The organism is Paraburkholderia sp. Ac-20340 (genome assembly GCF_017104965.1).
Classification (GTDB): Bacteria; Pseudomonadota; Gammaproteobacteria; order Burkholderiales; family Burkholderiaceae; genus Paraburkholderia.
Genome location: NZ_JAAGPR010000010.1, coordinates 59,527 through 80,014, shown reverse-complemented (window position 1 = coordinate 80,014; position 20,488 = coordinate 59,527). Strand labels below are relative to the sequence as shown.

The 20,488-nt window shown below is 60.9% G+C and carries 13 protein-coding genes; 12 read left to right on the top strand and 1 reads right to left on the bottom strand.

All coding sequences use genetic code 11. From position 1 onward, the window contains the following. The first annotated feature begins 4 nt into the window (after positions 1-4). The 12 genes from G3N59_RS15620 (at position 5) to G3N59_RS37025 (ending at position 14,444) form a co-directional block, all read left to right on the top strand. On the top strand, positions 5-1,654 hold the full coding sequence (locus G3N59_RS15620; protein WP_205983520.1) for a long-chain fatty acid--CoA ligase: 1,650 nt from the start codon (positions 5-7) through the stop codon (positions 1,652-1,654). 10 nt (positions 1,655-1,664) lie between these two features. After that, on the top strand, positions 1,665-2,894 hold the full coding sequence (locus G3N59_RS15615) for an SDR family oxidoreductase (RefSeq protein ID WP_205983519.1): 1,230 nt from the start codon (positions 1,665-1,667) through the stop codon (positions 2,892-2,894). Positions 2,895-2,909: 15 nt separating this feature from the next. Further along, complete coding sequence (locus tag G3N59_RS15610) at positions 2,910-3,674, top strand: carboxymuconolactone decarboxylase family protein (RefSeq protein WP_205983518.1); 765 nt, start codon at positions 2,910-2,912, stop codon at positions 3,672-3,674. Next, the gene (locus tag G3N59_RS15605) at positions 3,661-4,473 is read left to right on the top strand and encodes an SDR family oxidoreductase (RefSeq protein ID WP_205983517.1); all 813 of its coding nucleotides are present in this window, start codon (positions 3,661-3,663) and stop codon (positions 4,471-4,473) included. Before G3N59_RS15610 ends, G3N59_RS15605 begins: the two co-directional genes overlap by 14 nt. A 45-nt stretch (positions 4,474-4,518) precedes the next feature. Continuing rightward, a complete protein-coding gene (locus G3N59_RS15600; RefSeq protein WP_205983516.1) occupies positions 4,519-5,292 on the top strand; it encodes an enoyl-CoA hydratase/isomerase family protein in 774 nt (257 codons plus the stop codon). An 88-nt stretch (positions 5,293-5,380) separates the two neighbouring features. Continuing rightward, positions 5,381-7,669, top strand: a complete 2,289-nt coding sequence (locus tag G3N59_RS15595) for an acyl-CoA dehydrogenase family protein (RefSeq protein WP_205983515.1) — start codon at positions 5,381-5,383, stop codon at positions 7,667-7,669. 60 nt (positions 7,670-7,729) lie between these two features. Continuing rightward, complete coding sequence (locus G3N59_RS15590; protein WP_205983514.1) at positions 7,730-9,829, top strand: acetate--CoA ligase family protein; 2,100 nt, start codon at positions 7,730-7,732, stop codon at positions 9,827-9,829. A gap of 79 nt (positions 9,830-9,908) precedes the next feature. Continuing rightward, entirely contained in the window at positions 9,909-10,496 is a 588-nt protein-coding gene (locus G3N59_RS15585; protein WP_205983513.1) for a nuclear transport factor 2 family protein, read from the top strand. After that, positions 10,493-11,374 (top strand): SMP-30/gluconolactonase/LRE family protein, encoded by an 882-nt coding sequence (locus G3N59_RS15580; protein ID WP_205983512.1) that lies wholly within the window; start codon positions 10,493-10,495, stop codon positions 11,372-11,374. Before G3N59_RS15585 ends, G3N59_RS15580 begins: the two co-directional genes overlap by 4 nt. Further along, entirely contained in the window at positions 11,331-12,155 is an 825-nt protein-coding gene (locus G3N59_RS15575; RefSeq protein ID WP_346777888.1) for an SDR family oxidoreductase, read from the top strand. The genes G3N59_RS15580 and G3N59_RS15575 overlap by 44 nt, the downstream gene beginning before the upstream one ends. 208 nt (positions 12,156-12,363) lie before the next feature. Beyond that, positions 12,364-13,905, top strand: coding sequence for a methyl-accepting chemotaxis protein (locus G3N59_RS15570; RefSeq protein ID WP_205983637.1), 1,542 nt, complete (start codon positions 12,364-12,366; stop codon positions 13,903-13,905). A 140-nt stretch (positions 13,906-14,045) separates the two neighbouring features. Beyond that, positions 14,046-14,444, top strand: coding sequence for an AraC family transcriptional regulator (locus G3N59_RS37025; RefSeq protein ID WP_205983511.1), 399 nt, complete (start codon positions 14,046-14,048; stop codon positions 14,442-14,444). A 16-nt stretch (positions 14,445-14,460) separates the two neighbouring features. On the opposite strand, the gene G3N59_RS15560 is transcribed toward G3N59_RS37025, so the two are convergent. Next, positions 14,461-20,439, bottom strand: a complete 5,979-nt coding sequence (locus G3N59_RS15560) for a trifunctional serine/threonine-protein kinase/ATP-binding protein/sensor histidine kinase (RefSeq protein ID WP_205983510.1) — start codon at positions 20,437-20,439, stop codon at positions 14,461-14,463. Positions 20,440-20,488 lie beyond the last annotated feature (49 nt).

Sequence of the window (20,488 nt, the reverse complement as noted above, 5' to 3'; positions counted from 1 at the left end):
GACAATGAACGGACTGATGCAACAACGGCAGCTTCTGATCTCCGATTTGATCGAGCACGCGGCCAGCAACCATAGCGATCAAGAGATCGTGTCCCATCTGGGCGAGGGTCAAGTCCACCGATATACGTGGTCTGCCGCTTGTCGCCGCTCGAAACAGGTTGCAAACCTCATCCAGGCGCTGGGTGTGACCGCAGGCCAGCGCGTCGCCACGCTGGCGTGGAATACCCATCGCCACCTCGAGCTCTATTACGGGGTTTGCGGCACCGGCGCAGTCCTGACCACCGTGAACCCAAGACTGTTCGCAGAACAGATCATCTATATCCTGAATCACTCGGGAAGCACCCATGTGTTGTTCGATGTGAGCCTGGCCCGGCTCGTGGCGCAGGTCGCGCCACACTGCCCGCATATTCAAGGCTTTATCGCCCTGTGCGAAGCGGATCAGATGCCCGACATCGTGGTTCCCGGCCTCGCCTGCTATGAATCGCTGATGGCCGGGAGCAGCGATGTCTATACGTGGCCGCAATTTGACGAAAATAGCGCATCGTCCATGTGCTATACCTCGGGCACGACGGGCAAACCCAAGGGCGTGCTGTATAGCCATCGTTCGACGGTATTGCACGCCATGTCGTCCTGCATGGCCGATAGCTTCGCGATCAGTGCGCGCGACAGCATCCTCCTGATCGTGCCCATGTTCCATGTGAACGGCTGGGGCATTCCCCATTCGTCGGCAATGGCCGGTGCCAGAGTCATTCTTCCGGGCGCACAACTGTCTGGCGAGCATGTGTACTCGATGCTGCGCGACGAGCAATGCACCGTGTCCTGCGGCGTCCCGACCGTCTGGATGTCGCTGCTCGAGTACGCAGAAGGCGTGGATGCGGAACAGCGTCGGCGCGACATCGTCGTCACCCGCTTCCTCTCGGGCGGGTCTGCTGCGCCGCGTCGAATCATCGAAAAGTTCGAGGCGTATTTCGGCGTCTGGTTGTGTCAGGCATGGGGTATGACTGAAACGAGTCCGGTCGTGACCGTCAATACTCCGCTGCCCAGGCACCACGATCTGACGCTCGAAGAACGCTTCGATCTTCAGATGCTTGCCGGTCGCGCGCTGCCGGGCACCGAAATCGAGATCTTCGACGACGCAGGCAATCGCCTTCCTCACGATGGCCAGACCACCGGTCAATTGAAAGTACGCGGCCACTGGATTGCCCGCGCCTATTACCAGCACGAGGACGACGCATGGGATGCGGATGACTGGTTCGCAACCGGCGACATGGCGAGCTTGAACGCCGACGGCTATCTGAAGATCACGGATCGCGCGAAAGATGTGATCAAGTCGGGCGGTGAATGGATTTCGTCTCTCGACCTGGAAAGCGCAGCGCTCAGCCATCCTGCGATTGAAGAAGCCGCTGTCATTGGTCTGCGCCACTCGCACTGGCAAGAGCGCCCGCTACTCATCGCGGTGAAGCGCAAGGAAATGGACGTGACGGCTGACGAAGTGCGGGAACACATGCGCCATTACGTTGCCAGGTGGTGGCTTCCCGATGACGTGGTGTTCGCTGATTCTCTCCCCCACACCGCGACCGGCAAGCTCTACAAGGTTCCGCTGCGCAAGCAATTCGAGAGTTTCAGGTTTTCCACCGATGTCGAGAATGCTTGAGGATAGGCATATGCATTCCCAGAAGACCGTTCTTATCACTGGGTCCGCTTCCGGTATCGGCTATGCAAGCGCCCTGCGCTTCGCCAGGGATGGCTGGCGCTGTGTGCTGGTGGATCACCAGGCCGAAGCATTACAGGACTTGATCGGGAAAATGGCGCGAGCGGCCGAGCCGCATCTGATTCGCGTCGTCGATTTGATGGAGCCTGCAGCCATCGCGGCACTGGCTGCGGATATGCCCTATCTCGACGCGATCATCAACAATGCGGGCATGTCGGATAGCACGCAATTGCCGCTCACGGCAATGACGCAGGAGCAGTTTGCGCCCCTCGTCCGGCTGAATCTGGATGCACCCCGGCTGATTTTCCAGGCGCTGGAAAAGCGGCTCAAACCGCACGGCCGTGTCGTCAATGTATCGTCGGGCGCTGGTTTGCATGCGATCCCGTTTCGTGGCGCGTATTCACCGACCAAGACCGGCGTTATCGCTTTCACGCAAGCGCTGGCCGCGGCACGCCCGGATCTCGGCGTGACCGCGCTGTGCCCGGGTTTTGTGCGTACCGAAATCGTGCGCCGCCTGATTGAATCGGGGCGCCTCGATCCGGTCCGCGCGGCAGGCAAGACGCCGCTCGGTCGTATTGCGGAACCGGTCGAACTGGCTGAAGCCCTGTTCTTCCTCGCGAGCGAAGGCGCGCTCCCGCTCTCCGGCGCCGCTGTGTCGGTGGATGGCGCGGCGTCGGTCTACGGCGGGTCGATCCAGTGCGCCCCGGCCGCCTACGAGGTCCTGCCCATGGATGCAGAAACCGCCATCGACGTCGTGGGCGTCGCGGCGGCCGCGAAGCAAAACTGGATGTCGTTGCAAACCGACCATAAGGAAGCCCGCTATAAGGCGGTGATTGACGCATCCGTGCTGAACGCGCGGGATGGCGAGCGCCTGAATGCGGTGCATGAAGCGGCAAAGCGATTTGCGCTCGCTCATACGCACAACGCAAGCCTGACTCTCCTGCTGCCCACGCAGACGCAAAACTGGGCGACCTGCGGTGACGAAGCGGCAGCGCGGATGTTCGTCGCGACACAGGCCTGCGAATGGGGTTCAAAAGGTCTGCGCATCAATTCGCTCGAAGTTCACGCCCATACCTCCGTCTCACAGGTGCAGCCCATTGCCCGCTATATGGCGAGCGCGGCAGCACAGTTTTTGACGGGCCAGGCGTGGACGATGGCCTCTGGACTGGCAGAAATCCAATAACAAACGGAGACGCTGATGGCGCAATCAGTGGAACAAGAGCGGATCAAGCAAAAGTTTATCGCCGCACGCGGTTACTGGCGCCCGTGGACCGATGCCATTCTGAAACTCCATCCCGACTTTCTCGAACGGTATGCGGACTATGCGGGTCAGCCGGCAAGAAAGGGCCCGCTCAGTCCACGGATGGTGGAGCTTGTTTACGTCGCGCTCGATGCTTCGTCGGCTCATATGTATGGGCCGGGTCTTTCGACCCATCTCAAGGGTGCCTTGAATACGGGAGCAACACCTTCTGATGTACTCGATGTGCTCCATCTGGTGGCGATGCAGGGCCTGGAAGCGGTCTTTGCCAGTACGGCGATTCTTGGCCAGGAACTTGACTCGCAACTGCCGGGGGAGCGCCGATCCGCCGGTATTCCGGCTGGAGAGGCATTCAAGGCCGCTTATCCGGTAGCAGCGTCATCGATCGAATATCTCGCGCAGTTCGACGCGGAGTACGCCCAGGTTGTGACGGACTTCATGCAATTCGGCGGCACGGGCAAAGGTTTGAGCGCTAACGAACGTCTACTCGTTCAGATCGCTTTGAATGCCTGTTTCACTGCGTTTAATCCCGAAGCTGTGCGTCTGCATATTCGTGCAGCTTTGAATACCGGCATATCCGCTTCTGAAATTCTCCAGGTGATTCAGCTTGGCGCGCATCTTTCGGTGCATGGCACTGCCTTGGGTGCTGTCTCTCTTAACGAAATCATCGAATCGGTCGAAGAGAAAAGTCATGAGTCGCAGTGAAAATTCCCTGTCCTGGCTGGGGCTCTCTGGACGCATTTGCGTGGTCACGGGCGGGGCTGGCGGCATCGGTTCGGAAACCGCGAAGCAAATGGCGGCCGCGGGCGCGAAAGTCGCCATCCTGGATCGAACCCGCGAAAGCTGCCATGACGTCCTGAACCAAATTCAATTGGCTGGAGGCACCGCGATCGCCGTCGGCTGTGACGTGTCCGACGCCGCGTCTGTCGCGCTTGCCGCGGCAACGGTGTTCCGCGAATTCGGCCCCGCTGAGGTTCTCGTCAACAACGCGGGGATTGGCGGTGGCGGGCGTGTCGCGCTGCTCGATGCAACGCTCGACGAATGGCAGCGTCTGCTGTCGATCAATCTGACGGGCGCGTTTCTCTGCGCACAGGCGTTCGGCGCGCACATGCGCGACGCGGGCAAAGGCGGAACCATGGTGCATGTGGCGTCTATCGGCGCCGATATCGCCATTCCCAAAGGCATTGCGTATAGCGTGAGCAAAGCCGGCGTTCTGATGCTGTCCAAACAGCTTTGTCTGGAACTCGCCCCATACGGAATTCGCAGCAATTGCGTGAGTCCCGGCCTGGTTCGAACGCCTATGAGCGAGGCTTATTACCAGGACGAAGCTCGATTGCGCGCGCGCAATGAAGCGGTACCCAGCGGCCGGATTGCAACGTCGAAAGACATGGCAGAGGCGATTCTTTTTTTGTCCAGCGATCGGTCCAGCTATGTCAATGGCGAAGACCTGCTGATCGATGGAGGTTTGAGCCAGGTTGTGATGGCAAATATTCCGCGCGTCTGAATCATCGAATGCGCAGCACTCGCACTTTATAAAGGAATCTGGAAAATGGAATTCAATACCCTCCTCGTTGAAATCAAAGACAAGATCGCCCTCGTTACGCTCAATCGCCCGGAAAAGCGCAACGCCCAGAACGCCGAAATGCGCAATGAGATCATCGATTGTTTCGACGTGCTCGGCGCGCGTGAAGACGTGTCGGTCATCGTGGTGACGGGTGCGGGTTCCGCGTTCTCGGCCGGTGCCGACATCAGCGATCGCAAAGATCTTTCGAAGCCTGGCGCGTTCCCCAAGCATCACCGTATCGTCCGCGAATCGGCGTATGCGATCCGCGAATGCCCGAAGCCCATCATTGCCGCGATCAATGGCGCGGCCATGGGCGCCGGTTTCGGCATCGTCATGAATTCGGATATCTGGGTGGCGTCGGAAGAGGCTTATGTTTCGATGCCGGAAATCAACGTCGGCCTGGCTGGCGGCGTCTCGTTCCTGAACCGCATTTTCGGGCAATCGCGCGCCCGCCGCATGTTCTACACGGGCATGAAAGTTTCGGGTCATGAACTGTATCGCCTCGGCCTCGTGGAAGCGTGCACGACGAAGGAAGAACTGCTGCCCTTCGCGATGGAAATCGCCAGGGAAATCGCCTCGAAATCGCCGGTGGCGCTGCGTCTTGCGAAGGAAGCGGCGCGTATGACCGAGAACATGCCGCTGCGCGAAGCCTATCGCTACGAGCAGGGCAACACCGAATTTCTCTCTAAAACCGAAGACTCGAAGGAAGCACAGCGCGCCTTCCTCGAAAAGCGCGAGCCGGTGTACGTCGGCCGCTAATCGAACGGGCAGCCACACGATCTGTGGCGCCCTGCGACCGGCCCGGCCGCCCAATTTGATTTAGTAAGGCTAATTATTTATGAGTGAAATGGATCAAGTACGGGACGAAGCTTTTTATGCGGCGTTCCGCAAAGAAATCGCCGATCACATCGAAGCGTATGTTCCTGCCGAGGTGCGTGCTGCAACGCGCGCCAACAAGAAGCTGGGTCGCGAACTTCTGAGCCAATACACCGCGGCCATGGCCAAAGGCGGGCTCGGCTATTCGGCGCCGGGCTGGACCACGGCGTTCGGCGGCCCGGGCTGGGACGTGATGCAGCGCCTGATCTTCGAAGAAGTGACGGCGGCAATGGACTGCCCGCAGCTGTATCACCACGGCATCGGCCACATTGGTCCCGTGATCCAGGCATTCGGCACGGACGAGCAGAAAGCACGCTTCCTGCCGCCGATCATCGACGGCTCAGAATGGTGGTGCCAGGGCTATTCGGAGCCGGGCGCGGGCTCCGATCTGGCCTCGCTCAAGACCGCTGCGGTTCTGGACGATACCGGCGAGCACTACATCGTCAACGGCCAGAAGATCTGGACGTCGCACGCTCAGGAAGCGGACATCATGTACACGCTCGTGCGAACGAGCAACGAAGGCAAGCGTCAGGAAGGCATCACGCTGCTGCTGATTCCGATGAACACGCCGGGTATCGAAGTTCGGCCGATTCACACGATCGACCAGTGGCACCACGTCAACGAAGTGTTCCTGAAAGACGTCAAGGTGCCCGTGTTCAATCGCATCGGCGCGGAGGGCCAGGGCTGGTCGTACGGCAAGTTTCTGCTCGACCGCGAACGGTTGAGCCCGGCGCTGATGCCGCGGCTGCTGCGTCACGTTCAGCAGGTGACCGAACTGGTTCAGGACAAGATCAAGGAAAAAGGCGCGACGCCTTCGCTGCTGAAGGCCGTCGATCGTCTGCTCGAAGTCGAAGCCGGTGCCTACGGTACGCGTGAAATCCTCCTGTCGGCGATTAAGGAAGACATGGCCGGCACGCTTCAGTCGTCCAAGTCGTCCGCGCTGAAAATGGCATGCTCGAAACAGAGCCAGGAAGTGACGTCGATTGCCATGGACGTACTCGGTCCCGAGTACGCGGCCCGCCTCCTCCCGCTGCTGCCGCTGGCAACGGCCGAAGACGAACTGAATCTCGAACGCAACTTCGTCCATACCTACCTGTTCTACCGTTCGCGCACGCTCGCGGGCGGTTCGACGGAAGTCCAGAAGAACATCATCGCGAAATCGATCATGGGCGTGGGCTATGCCGTGAGCAATATGTTCCAGGGCGATATGTTCGACTCGTCGGCGCGCCTTGCCGCTGCTGACGAAACGCAGAAGGGCCATGCCGTCGACGGCAAAGCCTCCGGCAAATGGCAACAGGCGCTCGAACTGGGCTGGCAGTCGGTGCTGGTTTCGGAAGACAACGGTGGCGTCGGCGCGACGCTCACAGACCTCGCTGGCATCGTTGAAGCGGCCTCGCGCTATACCAACGTGGCGCCGCTGGTCGAGCGTTGCGCCGTCGCGCCGGTTCTGCTCGAAGCCGCGGCTGCGGCACCGATCGTGGGCCCGCTGCTCGAGCAACTGCTCAGCGGCGAAGTTTCGGTGTCGCCGGTGCTTCAATCGGCATCGGGCACACCGCTCCAGGCCGCTTCGGTCAGCCTGGAGGGCAACATCCTGCGCGGTGCAATCCGCGGTTCGAACGAAAGCGAACCGGCCACGCACGTCATCTTCAACGCGTCGACCGCCGACGGTCAGGCCGTGGTGCTGATCGCACGTTCGCGTCTGGCTGATCGCGCCCAGTTCTTCGGCGGTATCGACGGCACGGTGACCGTGGACTACGCGGTCGACGGCCTCGAAGTGAGCGAAGACGAAATCGTGCTGGTCGGCGCCGCCGCCCATGTCGCGGTCAATCAGGCCCTGCAGATCGGCGCACTGCTCTCATGCGTGCAGATCGTGGGCGCCGTCGGCGCCAAGGTCGAGCAGACGATCCAGTATCTCAACGACCGCGTGCAGTTCGGCAAGCCGCTGGCGGTTCATCAAGTGCTGCAGCATAGCGTCGTGGATTGCTATGTGGCGTACGAAGGTATCAAAGGTCAAGTCGCGCGCCTGATCGAAGGCTTCAACGGCAGCGATGACTGCGCGATCGACCGCCTGGTAATACTAAGCAAAATGTTCTGCGCAGGCGTTGCGAAGGACGTGGGCCACGCGGTCATGCAGATGCACGGCGGCATGGGTATGACGGTGGAAATGCCGGCCACGCAGCTTTGCATGCAGTCTCGCACGGCTGCGGAACGGTTCGGCAACCGTAGCCAATGTCTCGACTGGCTCGTCGCACACGTCTGAAGCTGGCTTGATTCAGGCTCCCCGGCGTGACCGGGGAGCACTCGACCTTACTCGCACACCATGACCTCTTCCACTCTCAGCGCATTGTTCGACGCACGATCGGTTGCCGTTATCGGCGCATCGTCCGATCCAGACCGCATTGGCGGTCGCGTACTGCGATTCCTTCGCGAATCCGGCTATCAAGGCACATTGTTTCCGATTAACCGCAGCGGCGCGGAAATTCAGGGCCTTGCGGCCTACCCGTCGATCCTCGATACACCCGAAGTACCCGATCAGGCGATCATCGTGGTTCCAACCGGCGCCGTGGAATCCGCATTGGGCGATGCAATCCAGAAGGGTGTCAAATCCGTCGTCATCCTGACCGCGGGTTTCGCCGAGATCAACGCGGAAGGCCGCGCCGTTCAGGACCGTCTGGCGGCGATGTGCAAGGCCTCCGGCGTTCGCATGGTCGGGCCGAACTCTTTAGGTTTACTGAACGTCGAATCGCGTCTGCTTTCCACCTTCTCGGTCGTGCTCTACGGCATCAGCCCGAAGCCCGGCAACATCGCGCTGGCGACGCAGTCGGGCGCCTTCGGTTCGGCGTTGTACGGTGCGGCTACGCTGCGCGGCATGGGCTTCAGCAAGATTGTGGCGACCGGCAACGAAGCCGATGTCGATGTCGCGGAAGCCATCGACTATCTGGCCGACGATCCGTCCACCAGGGTCATCATGGCCGCGCTCGAATCGGCGAAAGACGGTCAGAAGCTGCGCCGCGCCCTCCTCAAAGCGGCCAAAGCGCAGAAGCCGGTCATTATCATGAAGGTCGGGCGCTCCGAACTCGGAGCCGCGGCGGCTGCAACCCACACGGGTTCGCTGGCTGGCAACGACGCAGCCTACGACGCCGTGTTCGCCGAGTGCGGTGCGTATCGCGCCCCGTCGCAGGAAGCGATGCTGGACATCGCGTATCTGATCTCGACCACGGGTCATTTGCCGGTCAATAACGAACTGGGCGTGCTCACGTCGTCCGGCGGTATCGGCGTAATGGTTGCAGACGCATGCGGGGATTCCGGCCTCACGATGCCGGCCCTGCCCGAAACTGCCAGGACGGCGATGCTTGAACTGCTGCCGTTTGCCGTCGCAGCGAACCCATTGGATGTGACCGCGCAAATCACCTCCGTGAAGAACGGCACAGTTCGCGCGCTGGACGTCATGCTTTCGAATAGCGGCTACGGCACCACGCTGGCGTATCTGGCATCGGCGGGCCTCGCGCCTGCATCGTTCAAGACGAATTACGAGCAGCCGTTTGCCGAACTCAAGGCCCGGCACCCGCAACGCGATGTCATCGTGGTCACGCTTTCCGTGCCCGAAGTCGACCGCGAACTCGAAAAGATCGGCATTCCGGTTTTCAATGACGCCACGCGCGCCACGCTCGCACTGGGCGCAGCGGCAACGATCCGCGCGCGTTGGGCGAATCTCTACGAACCCGCCGATGCGAAGCGCGAGGCTTATAAGCTCGGGGACGTGAGCACGGAAGCGCTGGCCAAAGAAGCGTTGGCCGAAGCCGGTCTGCCGGTGCCACAGGACATTCTCGCGATCGACACCGATGCGGCGGTTGCCGCGGCCGATGCAATGGGCTACCCCGTGGTGCTCAAGATCGTGAGTCCGCAGATCGTGCACAAGACCGAGGTCGGCGGCGTCGTCCTGAACGTGAGGAACGCCGACGCGGTACGCGCAGCGCACCAACAGATTCTGGACAGCGTGCGTGTCCACGTACCCGACGCACAGATCGACGGCATGCTCGTGTGCCCGATGATCGTGGGCGGCACGGAAATGATCCTCGGCGTGAACAACGATGCCACCTTTGGCCCGATGATTCTCGTGGGCGCTGGCGGCGTCAACACCGAACTCTATAAAGACGTGTCGCTGGTCTCTGCCCCGCTCACGCAGGCACGCGCACGTCAGGCAATCGACAAGGTGAAGGCAACGGCATTGCTCAAAGGCTGGCGTGGCTCGGCGCCGAAGGACATGGACGCACTGGTGACGGCAATGATCAAACTTTCGGATTTCGCCTTGAATCACCCGGAAGTCATGAGTGTGGATGTCAATCCGCTGGTCGTGCGTGAAGCCAGTGCCGCAGTGCTCGACGCTGTGATCATCAAGCATCCTGAAGCGGCGCTTTAATCTGCTTTTAACTTCTCCTTAAAGCTGCGCACGTGGCCGCACGAAAAAGCGGCCATTCTCCTCCCACGCCAGGAATCACATGAGCCAATCTGAACTCCCGAATCGAGCCGTGCAAGCGCTGCTTGACCGCGAAGCGATTCGCGAATGCCTCTATCGCTATTGTCGTGGCGTGGATCGAGGCGACGAAATTGCCCTGCGCGCAACCTATTGGAACGATGCAACGGACCGTCATGGTCCTTATCAAGGCACAGCATCGGGATTCTGCGATTGGGCAATGGAATCGCTGAAAACCGCCGGTCGTATGGTCCATATGATCGGCAACATCATGATCGAATTGCACGGCGACCGCGCATTGGCCGAAAGCTATTTTCACGCCGTTCAGGAAGATCGAAAGACCGCCGATAAACCCACGGAAGTCGTGCTCTATGGGCGCTATATCGATCGTTTCGAAAAGCGCGGCGATGAATGGAAAGTCGCGGCACGCACCGTCGTCTACGACTGGAGCCGCACGACGCCTATCGAAGCCAAGACCGAAACTGAAATGTTTGGCACAGCTCGACGTCCGTTGGGGTCGCGCTATCCGGCAGATACGCTCTATGAAGCGCGCGCCGATCTTCTGGCGCTCAATGCAGTGGAAGTGGAAAGCACCGGCAAGCAGGCACAATGACCAATCACTCTATCGACGTTATCGGAACATCCCGCGATGCACTGGGCGAGTGCCCGCTATGGGATGATCGCAGGCAAATCCTCTATTGGATCGATTCCCACGCATGCCAGGTAAAAGCGCGTGATCCGAAAACCGAATCCGTGCGCGAATGGAAACTCCCCGCACAGATCGGCTCCATCGCCTTATGCGAAAGCGGCCGCATTCTCGTCGCACTCGCTCACAGCTTTTGCTTTCTCGATCCCGAAACCGGCGACATCACGCACTTTGTCGATGTCGTGCATCCCGCAGAAGGTATGCGGCTCAACGACGGTCGCGTCGATCGTGAAGGCCGCTTTGTGGTTGGCTCGATGGCGCTCGGACGCCGGGAGCCGGTGGGCGAACTGTATCAACTCGACCGCCACGGCAATCTGAAGGTTCTGGAAACGGGGATTTGCGTCACCAATTCCACCTGCTTTAGTCCCAATGGCGAGCACCTCTACTTTTCAGACAGCCTCAGCCACCAGTTGCGCCGCTATCGCTATGACTCGGCCTCCGCGACGATGAGCGAACGCACACTGTTCGTCGACACAACGTCGCTGAAATCGGGTCCCGACGGTGCCACCATCGATGCAAACGGCAATCTCTGGACGGCAATGGTGATCTCGGGCCAGCTGGCCCGCTTCGCGCCTGACGGCCAACTCGATCTTCTGATCGACTTGCCGACGGTCTATCCGACCTGCCCGGCAATTGGTGGCGCGCAACTCGACACGATCTTTGTGACCAGCATCAGCAATAGCGGAAACGCTCTCAAGAGCGACAACCCGAATGCGGGCGCAGTCGTCGCGGTCACGGGCAGTGGCGTGCGCGGCCTGCCGGAATGCCGGTTTAAAGACCAGTGAATCCATTAAACAATATTCAGGAATAGAAATGACCCAAAAGCTGGAAGGAAAAATCGCGCTTGTGACGGGCGGCGCTCAAGGCATTGGTCGCGCCATCGTCAATAAATTCGTTCGTGAGGGCGCTATCGTTGGCATTCTGGATCGTGACCTCGACAAGGCCCAATCCGCCGCCGATGAAATCAAGTCTCAGGGCGGCACCGCCTACGCTTTCGGCGGTAATGTGGCCGAACGCGAAACGATTTTCAACGCGGCGGGCGGTCTGGTCGACGCTGCCGGTCGCATCGACGTCATCGTGAGCAATGCGATGTGGGTTCGTTATGCGCCCGTTCTCGAGATCACCGAGAAAGACGTTTCGATGATGACGGGCACAGGTTTCAATTCGGTGGTGTGGGGCATTCAGGCTGCGGCCCATTACATGAAAGAAGGCGGCTCGGTCGTGAACATCGCTTCATCGTCGGGTTTGATTGGCTTGCCCAAGGCGCTTATCTATTGCGGCGTGAAAGCCGGTGTGCTCGGGCTGATGCGCGCGGCCGCTGCGGAATTGGGCCCGCGCGGCATTCGTGTGAATTCGGTTGCTCCGGGCTACACGGAGACCGAAGGCGTGGCCAAAAACGTCAGCGAAGAAACGCGCAAGCTGCGCCAGGCAAAGACCCCGATGCCGCGTCTGGGCCAGCCTGAAGACATCGCCAATGCGACCTGCTTTCTGGCCAGTGACGAAGGCTCGTTCGTCAACGGTGAATGCGTCCGCGTCGACGGCGGCTCGGCCATTGCTTATCTGTAGCTGCCGGGCGTTTAAACCCAAGGGAAAAGGGGCAAGTCAGGAGCCCTGAACCCGTGCGCCATCTGATTCCCTGGCAGTGACTTGCGAATCGCTTATCGCGGGCTGAGGCACCCTTCAGCCCGCGTGATTCCGGACGATAAAACGCTGACGCGCGCCGCGGTCCATGGCGATCGCGATCAGCAAATAACAGTTCGGAGACAGCAACGTGATGCAGAGAATCAGCTTTAAGACGACCTTGTGGAGCACGGTCTTTTTCGTGTGGTTGAGCCTGATCGCGCTTTCCGTCACGAACGCCATCCAGACGCGCGAACTCATGATGCGCGACCGCGAGGCCGCGCTCCGTGAACAGGTGCAATCGGCACTGAGCATTGTCAATGCTTATCGCGCTGCCGCCCAGGCGGGCACGCTTTCCACGCCAGAAGCGAAGCGGCGGGCGCTCGCGCAATTGCGCGTCGTGCGATACGGCGCGAATGGCTATCTGCTGGTAGTCGATTCGTCGATGCTGCAATTGCTCAATCCCGTGCGCCCCGAACTCGAAAACCGCATCAACGATCTCATCGACGAAACCGGCAAGCACTTCACCGCCGAAATTGTCCGGCATGGCATCGACGGAACCCACATCACGACCTATCGCTTTCCGAAGCCAGGTCAAACACGCGCCGAACCGAAAATCGCCTATGGCGATTATCTCAAGGACTGGGATTGGCACGTCTACACCGGCGCCTACGTGGACGACATCGACAGCGCGTTTTATGCCCGGCTCGTGCGCGAACTCGCCGTGGTCTGCGCCGTGGGTCTCGCGCTCACGTTCGTCATGGGCAGCATCATTCGCCGCGTACTCGGCGCGCTCGGCGGCGATCCGCAATCTGTGGCGCGTCTGTGCGAGCGCATCGCCCAGGGCGATCTGACCGTCCCGGTCACGCCGCGCGACGGCGACACGCGCAGCCTGGTGGCATCGGTGCGGACCATGCAGGAGCGTCTCTCGGCGGCCATCGACGCCGTCAAGCGTTCCGCCGACTCCATTGTGGGCGCGACCGATGAAATCGCCGCGGGCAATGCCGATCTTTCCGCCCGCACCGAAGCTCAGGCAGCAGCGCTCGAACAGACGGCCGCCAGCATGGAGCAACTCACCTCGACCGTGCAGCAGAATTCGACCAACGCCGAGACCGCCAGCGGCTTTGCTGCGCGCGCGCACGAAGTCGCGCTCGAATGCAGCGAGATCGTCACGCGCGTGGTGAATTCAATGAGCGACATCGATCGCAGCGCCGCGCGCATCGGCGAGATTATCGGCATGATCGAGAGCATCGCGTTCCAGACCAATATCCTCGCGCTGAACGCGGCGGTCGAAGCCGCGCGCGCGGGCGAACAGGGACGCGGGTTTTCCGTCGTCGCTTCGGAGGTCCGCGCTCTGGCGCAACGTTCGTCGGCGGCGGCCAAGGATGTGCGTGCCATGATCGGCAGTTCCGCGTCGAGCGTGCGCGAAGGCAACGATGCCGTCGTGCTCGCCGGCGACGCGATGCAGCGGGTACGCGGCGCGATCGCGCGAGTCGCGGAATTGATGGGCGAGATTGCGGCCGCGTCGCAGGAACAGAGCCGCGGCATCGATCAGGTCAATCAGGCCGTCACACAGATGGACGAGAACACCCAGCAAAATGCTGCGCTAGTCGAAGAGGCATCCGCGGCCGCGCATTGTCTGCGTGGCCAGGCGCACGATTTGATGGCTTCCGTGGCGGCATTTCGTACGGCATAAGCCTGAGCGGAGTCCTTTTCAGGCGGGCGTTCTTGATTTCCGGGCAAGTATGTTTTGATCGGCGGACGCTTTACGCATGGCAGCAGGTCGGGCAGAGTTTGACGGTCAACGGCTTATGAAACAGAACAACAAGCGCACCCGTGAAATCCGCATACTCCACCACCGTCGGCGCGCCAACTCGCCCGCCCGCCTCTGACTGCTGGGTCTCCGTCGCGCTGCATCTTCTCGGCGCCGATTTAAGCGACGCATTGGCGATAGCGGATGTCGCCGCTTGCGTGCGCATGTCCAAGGCGCATTTCTTCGGAGCCTTTCGGGAAAAGGTGGGCCATACGCCGCATCAATGGCGGCTAAGACAACGCATTGCAGCGGCACAAAGCGACCTGATCAATCAGCCCCTGAAAACGTCGGATGTCGCCCACAAATACGGTTTCAGCGATCAGGCGCACTTTAGCCGTGTATTCAAGCGATTTGTCGGAGAATCGCCGCGCTCGTGGCAGTCGCGAATGAAATTCGCGACTGCGGTCCCGTCCTGCGAATAGCGTCAGCCCGCATTACTCAGCCCTTATCACACCCCACAGCACCAAGCTCGAAACAGAATGTCGCGCCGGCATCCTCGTTGTTGAAGGCCCAGATCGTGCCGCGATGTTCCTCGACGATCGAGCGGCAGATCGAAAGCCCAAGCCCCATGCCATCCGGTTTCGTTGTAAAGAACGGCTCGAACAGTCTTTCGACGATACCGCCGGCGATACCCGTGCCCGAATCGCTCACACTGACACGCACGGCTTGTCCCTCTACGCTCTGTGCCGATATCGTCAGCACGCGCGGCCCGTGCGACGATCGCAGGATCGAATGCATGCCGTTGACGACCAGATTCATGACCACCTGCTGAATCTGGATCTTGTCGGCGGCCACTTTCGGCAGATGCTCGCCGCCCATCACGCGCAGGCGGATATCGTGCTTCTCCATCTCCTGCCGCACGAGCGTGGCCACTTCGGTAACGGTTTGCGTCAGATCGACGGGCGCACGATTCGAGCGCTCCTTGCGTACAAGCGCACGCAGGCGATTGATGACTTCGCTCGCGCGATCCGCATCGCTCACAATGCGCGCGAGATTGTGGCGCGCCTCATCGATCGACGGCACCGCGCGATTGAGCCATCGCATCCCCGCCTCCCCGTGCGTGATGATCGCCATGAGCGGTTGTTTCAGGTCGTGCGCGAGCGACGCGGTCAATTCGCCCAGCGTCGATACCCGCGTGACGTGAGTCAGTTCCGCTTGCGCGCGCAATAGCGCGTTCTGCGCCTGATGGATCTCCGTCATATCGGCGAGTGCGCCCACGTACTCCACCGCCTTCGAAGCCGAAGCAATCGGCCGCGCCACCATCCGCAGATATTTGAGCGCGCCGGTCGCGACCTGCACGCGATATTCGACTTCGATAATGGACGCGCCTTCTTCCGCATCGCGCAGCGCGCGTCTCACCTGATCGACGTCGTCGGGATGAATGCGCTCCAGCATGAGATCCATGTGAGGCCGCGGCGGTTCGTCCATCTCCAGAATACGGTACGTTTGCGCGGAGCACGTCATCTCGCGCGACTCCGCATTCCAGCCCAGACTGCCGATATTGCTGAGCCGCTGCGCTTCCGAAAGATACATCTCGCTGCGTCGCAAGGCGTCTTCGAAAGTGCGCCGCTCGGTGATATCGGTCGTCGAACCAATATATTCGCGCGTGCCGTTTTCGCCGCCCGACCACGGGCGGAAAATGACCTGCAATCTGCGCAGACTGCCATCGTCCTGAACGGTCGAGAATTCGAAACGATATAAAGCGTCCTGGTTGATGGCCTCGACGAAAATTTCCTTGAAGCGCGCATGGTCGTCGACATGCACGCGTGCGAGACACATTTCGATAGTCGGCTGCTCGCAGGAAAACGCCACGCCCCAGAGTTCGTAATTCTCGCGTGACCACAACAGGCGTCCCGTCACGGTATTCCAGATAAACGTCCCGGTCTTGCTGATGCGCTGGCCTTCTTCCAGAAAGGCTTCGCTGCGCCGCAGACGCTGTTCGGTAAGACGGCGCTCGACATTCTCCCGTTTGAGTGCGGAATACAGCCGCGCATTCTCGATCGATATGGCCGCCTGAGCGGTCAGCATACTCATCAGTTTCACCCGCGCGCTGTCGAACACGAAAGGCGTGACGCTGTTTTCCATATACAGCACGCCCACGAGGCCTGCATGCCGCAGCAAAGGGATGCAGAGCAACGAGCGGCAGCGACCGTCAACCAGATAACGGTCCTCGCGAAAATCGTTCGGCTCCGCGCCGTCGTCGATCACAACCGTTTCATGAGCCCGCATGACATGACGGATCACCGAAGGCGGCGCCATCGACTCATTCAGCTCCATTTCCTGTGCTTCGACGGTAATGACGTTACCGTCGAAGCCGGCTTCCGCGGCAATATGAAGGCGTTCATCGGACCAGAGCATGAGGAGTGCGCGCTGCGCACCGCTGTGACGCACGGCAATTTCCATGAACGCCTGCACCAGCTTGCCGAGATCGATTTCACTGGACACCGCCTGGGACAACTGCATCATCGCCGCCACATCGACCGTACCCAGCAGTGCAGACTGACTCGCGGCATGGCGCGTTGTATGCGCGCTTTCCCGCAGAGCATGAAATTCCTGCTCCAGGCTGCGCACTTTTGCGCCCGCGCCCCACTGCGCGTAGGCATCGCGGGCCGCGCGCAAACACGCCTCGGCCACCGACGTCAAACCGCGCCGCCGATAAAACCTCGCCGCACATTCGCGCGTCATGGCCTCGTAGTGGGCTTGCCCGTTTTCACGTGCAAGTGCGATGGCGCGCTCGTACTCCTGCTCCGCCTGGATTGCGTCGCCGGTGAGCCGCGCATATTCGGCGGCCACCAGCGAGCACCGGCTGCCGTAATTCTCCGGTGCGCTCTGTGCCCATGCCCTGAGCCGCTCGATGGCATCGCCGAGTTCGCGTTCGTTATCGCTGCGACCGGCATCGTCGGGCTCGTTTTCGAGTACCCGGATCAGCGCGAGCGCACGCAGAAAATAGAAAGTCGCCTCGATTGGCATGGCCATAACGGCGCCTAGCTGCGGTTCGATTTCCCTTGCGCGCGCAACGGTATCGGCAAAACGGTTGCGCAGGAAATCCAGCTTCATGTCCATGATGGCCGCGAAGACAAGACCGCAGCCAAACTGCGTCTCGCGCAAATGCGCAAGCCGCTGCTCGCGAGTCGATGTAATGCCCGCGTCCGCCGCTGCGACGCCTTGCAGTTGCAGCAAAAACTCCCATTCGATTTCGATGGTGGCGCAAAGCGTCCGATTACGTAATTCGCCCGCGAGCCGCAAGCTCTCGCGGCAAAGCCGGATGACTTCGTCGAGGTGCTCGCCGCGCTCGTAGGCTTGCCAGATACTTTCGAATGCAATGTAGCCGGCGTAGATGAAATCGCCGGCCTCTACGCATCGGCTCATGGCCTGGCGCAGGATGGGAATGGCCGCGCGAAATGGCTGCTTCCAGACCAGAATATGGTCGCCGTGAAGATGCAGCAGCGTTCCAGTCAGACGCGATTCCCCATACCGCTCGTTCACTGCAAGCGCAAGCTCCGAGAATCTCAACGCGAGATCGAAATCGCGTGAGCGCCCCACCAGCAGCAATGCATAAATAGCGTAGACATAACCCGCCAGGCGCGAGTTGCCGCGCGCGAGGCACAATTCCGTGGCCTTGATTACGAGTAGCGGAAATAGCGCCTGCCTGCAGATATAGGCGCTGGGTATCGCGTCGACAATCAGCCCGATCACGGCGTCGTGCATCGGGCCTTCCACGCAGCCTCGCGTCAGCAGCGCGCCGACTTCGTGCGGCGGACAAAGCGCGCGCAACGCCGCGAGTTTCTGTGCAACAGACCCATCGCCCCGACACTCATCTTCTACGTCGACCGCCAGCAAGGCGAGCGTCTCAAGCGTCGTATCGACAGCACGCCGATAATCGCCCGACGCTTGATGAATACGGATTTCCATACGCCGCGCACTCACGCGTTGCAACAGGTCTGCCGCGTGTCGCCCCGCCTTGCAGGCCGTTTCGATGGCAGCGCCAAAGCCGCCGGTGAGATATTCGCATTCGGCCAGATCGAGCAGCAGACGGAAGCGGTCCACCGTCGTCAGGCCCACGCCATACTCGACAATGAGCGCTTCCGCCTGAGCCAGATAGTCACGCGCCGAACTCCACGCGGCAGCCTCGCGCGCTGCCTTGCCTGCCATCACGTCAAGTTCGGCGAGCCGTGTCAGGTCGTCCCGGCCGAGCATGCGCTGCGAACGGTTGAGGTGCCCGACTACCGCGAAAATTTCCGCTGCGTCCGCCGTATCGTGCATGGCATTCAGCAAATGCGCGCCGATCTGTGCATGTGCACGCTCGCGGGCAGCGTCGTCCAGCATCGCATGCGCAGCTTCCTGAACGCGGTCATGCGCAAAGCGGTACACGTCGCCCTTGCGCGAGACGAGACCCGCGTTTTCGGCTTCGCGCAGCGTTCTCAGCACCTGCCGGGTGTCGCCGCCGGTCACGCGCGCAAGTGCGTCGATTCGCGTGGACGCGCCCAGGCACGCAAAAATGGCCAGAATCCGCTTTGTTTCCGCGTTCAGACGCGTAAGCCGCAACGTCAACAAGTCGACGACGTTATCGGTGTATCCCTTGTCGAGAATCCTGCCGATTTCCCATGTCCAGCCTTCGCCGGGCGTCGTCGCAACAATCAGACGCTCCTGCATCAACTCCCGCAGGAACTCGATCGTGAAGAACGGATTGCCGCCCGTCTTTTCGAAAATCGCGGCAGCCAAAGGCGTGACTGCTTCGGGTGGCGCGCCCAATGCTTCTGAGATCAGCGCGCCGACGTCGGCGCAAGAGAGCGGCAGCAGCGCAATCTTCCCGGTCGCTTTGCGTGCCGACAAGATGCTGTTCAGCCGCTCGCTGGCGACTCGCGAACGGCCTGGATCGACGCTGCGATGCGCGAGCACCAGCAGCAAATGACCGATTTCAGTATCCGACGCCAGCCCGTCGATAATTTCCAGCGTGCCGGTGTCGAGCCACTGCACGTCGTCCAGCATGAGCACGAGTGGCCGTTGCCGTTCCGAAAACAGCATCAGAAAGCGCTTCAGAACCATCATGAAGCGGTTGGTCGCCTCCTGAGGCGGCAATGCCTCGACCTCGGGCTGCGAGCCTACCACGGCCGCAATTTCCGGCACGAGACTCACGATCAGCGCGCCGCTCCTGCCGACGGCTTCTTCAAAGCGCTGTTTCCATCGTGCGATCTCGGAGCCTGTCCTGCTCAGTAACGGCCGCACGAGACCGCGCAGCACCTGGGCGAAAGCCGCATAAGGGACGTTATCGTTGAATTGATCGAATTTCCCCAGCGTGAAATGCACGCCTGCCGTGCCGATAGTGCGCCTGAATTCCTCGATGAGAAAAGTCTTGCCGACACCGGGTTCCCCTTCGACGATCACCGCAACCGCTTCGCCCGATTTCCGTACTCGCGCGAGCGCATCCTGAAGCTGTTCGAGTTCGCGTTGTCGGCCATAAGCCCGCACAGGGAACGCGGCGTGTGTACGGCGATCGGCGAGGTCGCTCCGCGCACGGGAGACGTCCGCCCCTTGCGCAACATCCTCGTGGCAAAGCTGAAGATCCGCCTCGACGCCCGCGGCGCTCTGGTAGCGGTCATCAGCGAACTTGGCGAGCAACTTGTTGACGATGGCTTCGATTTCCGGCCGCAGTGGCGCACCGTTCTGGCTCAAAGGCCGTGGCGTGGTGACGAGATGCGAATAGATCCACTCGTCGCGCCCGCACGCGTCGAACGGCAGACGCCCACAGAGCCATTGATATAGCACCACGCCGAGCGAATACAGGTCGCTGCGCGGATCGCCACGCTGGCTGAGGGCGCTCGTGCGTTCGGGCGCGAGATAAGGAAGCTGGCACAGCGGCACGACGCCGCTTTCGTTGCGGCTGGGCTGCCTGACACCCGCGCGGCAGGCGCTACCGAATCCGGTTATCCATACGCGTGCATCTGCGTCGACCAACAGATTCTCGGGGCGCAGATCATGGTGGACGATACCGCACGCATGCATGGCTTTGAGCGCCGCCGCCAGCGAGGCGGCGAGCAGAAGAAAGCGCCGCTGCGTCAGGGCCGCTAACGAGCTATCGCAGAGCGATGCGCCCTCGCAATCTTGCAGCGTGAGGAGAAACTGGCTGCCGGAACGGAACAGGCCTAGCGGACGTAGCCCCCAATGCGCGTCGATTGCCTCTCGCAGGCCATATTCGTTTTCAAATGAAGCAAGCAGCGCGTGCGATCCGCGTTCCCCAGTTGGCGCTTTAACGACAATTGGGCGTGTATCGGCGTCGGTCGTGACGCGATACATCGACACGTCGTCTGTGTGATGGAGAAGCTCGGCGGTGAGAATACGCCCGTGACTTTCCGCTGCGCCCGTCGCCTCCCAACCGGGAATATCGGCGCATATGAGCCGCTCCGCACCTGCTGCCATACCTCTCCTCAAACTGTCTTTGTACGGGGCGCAGTGAACGATTCAGGGC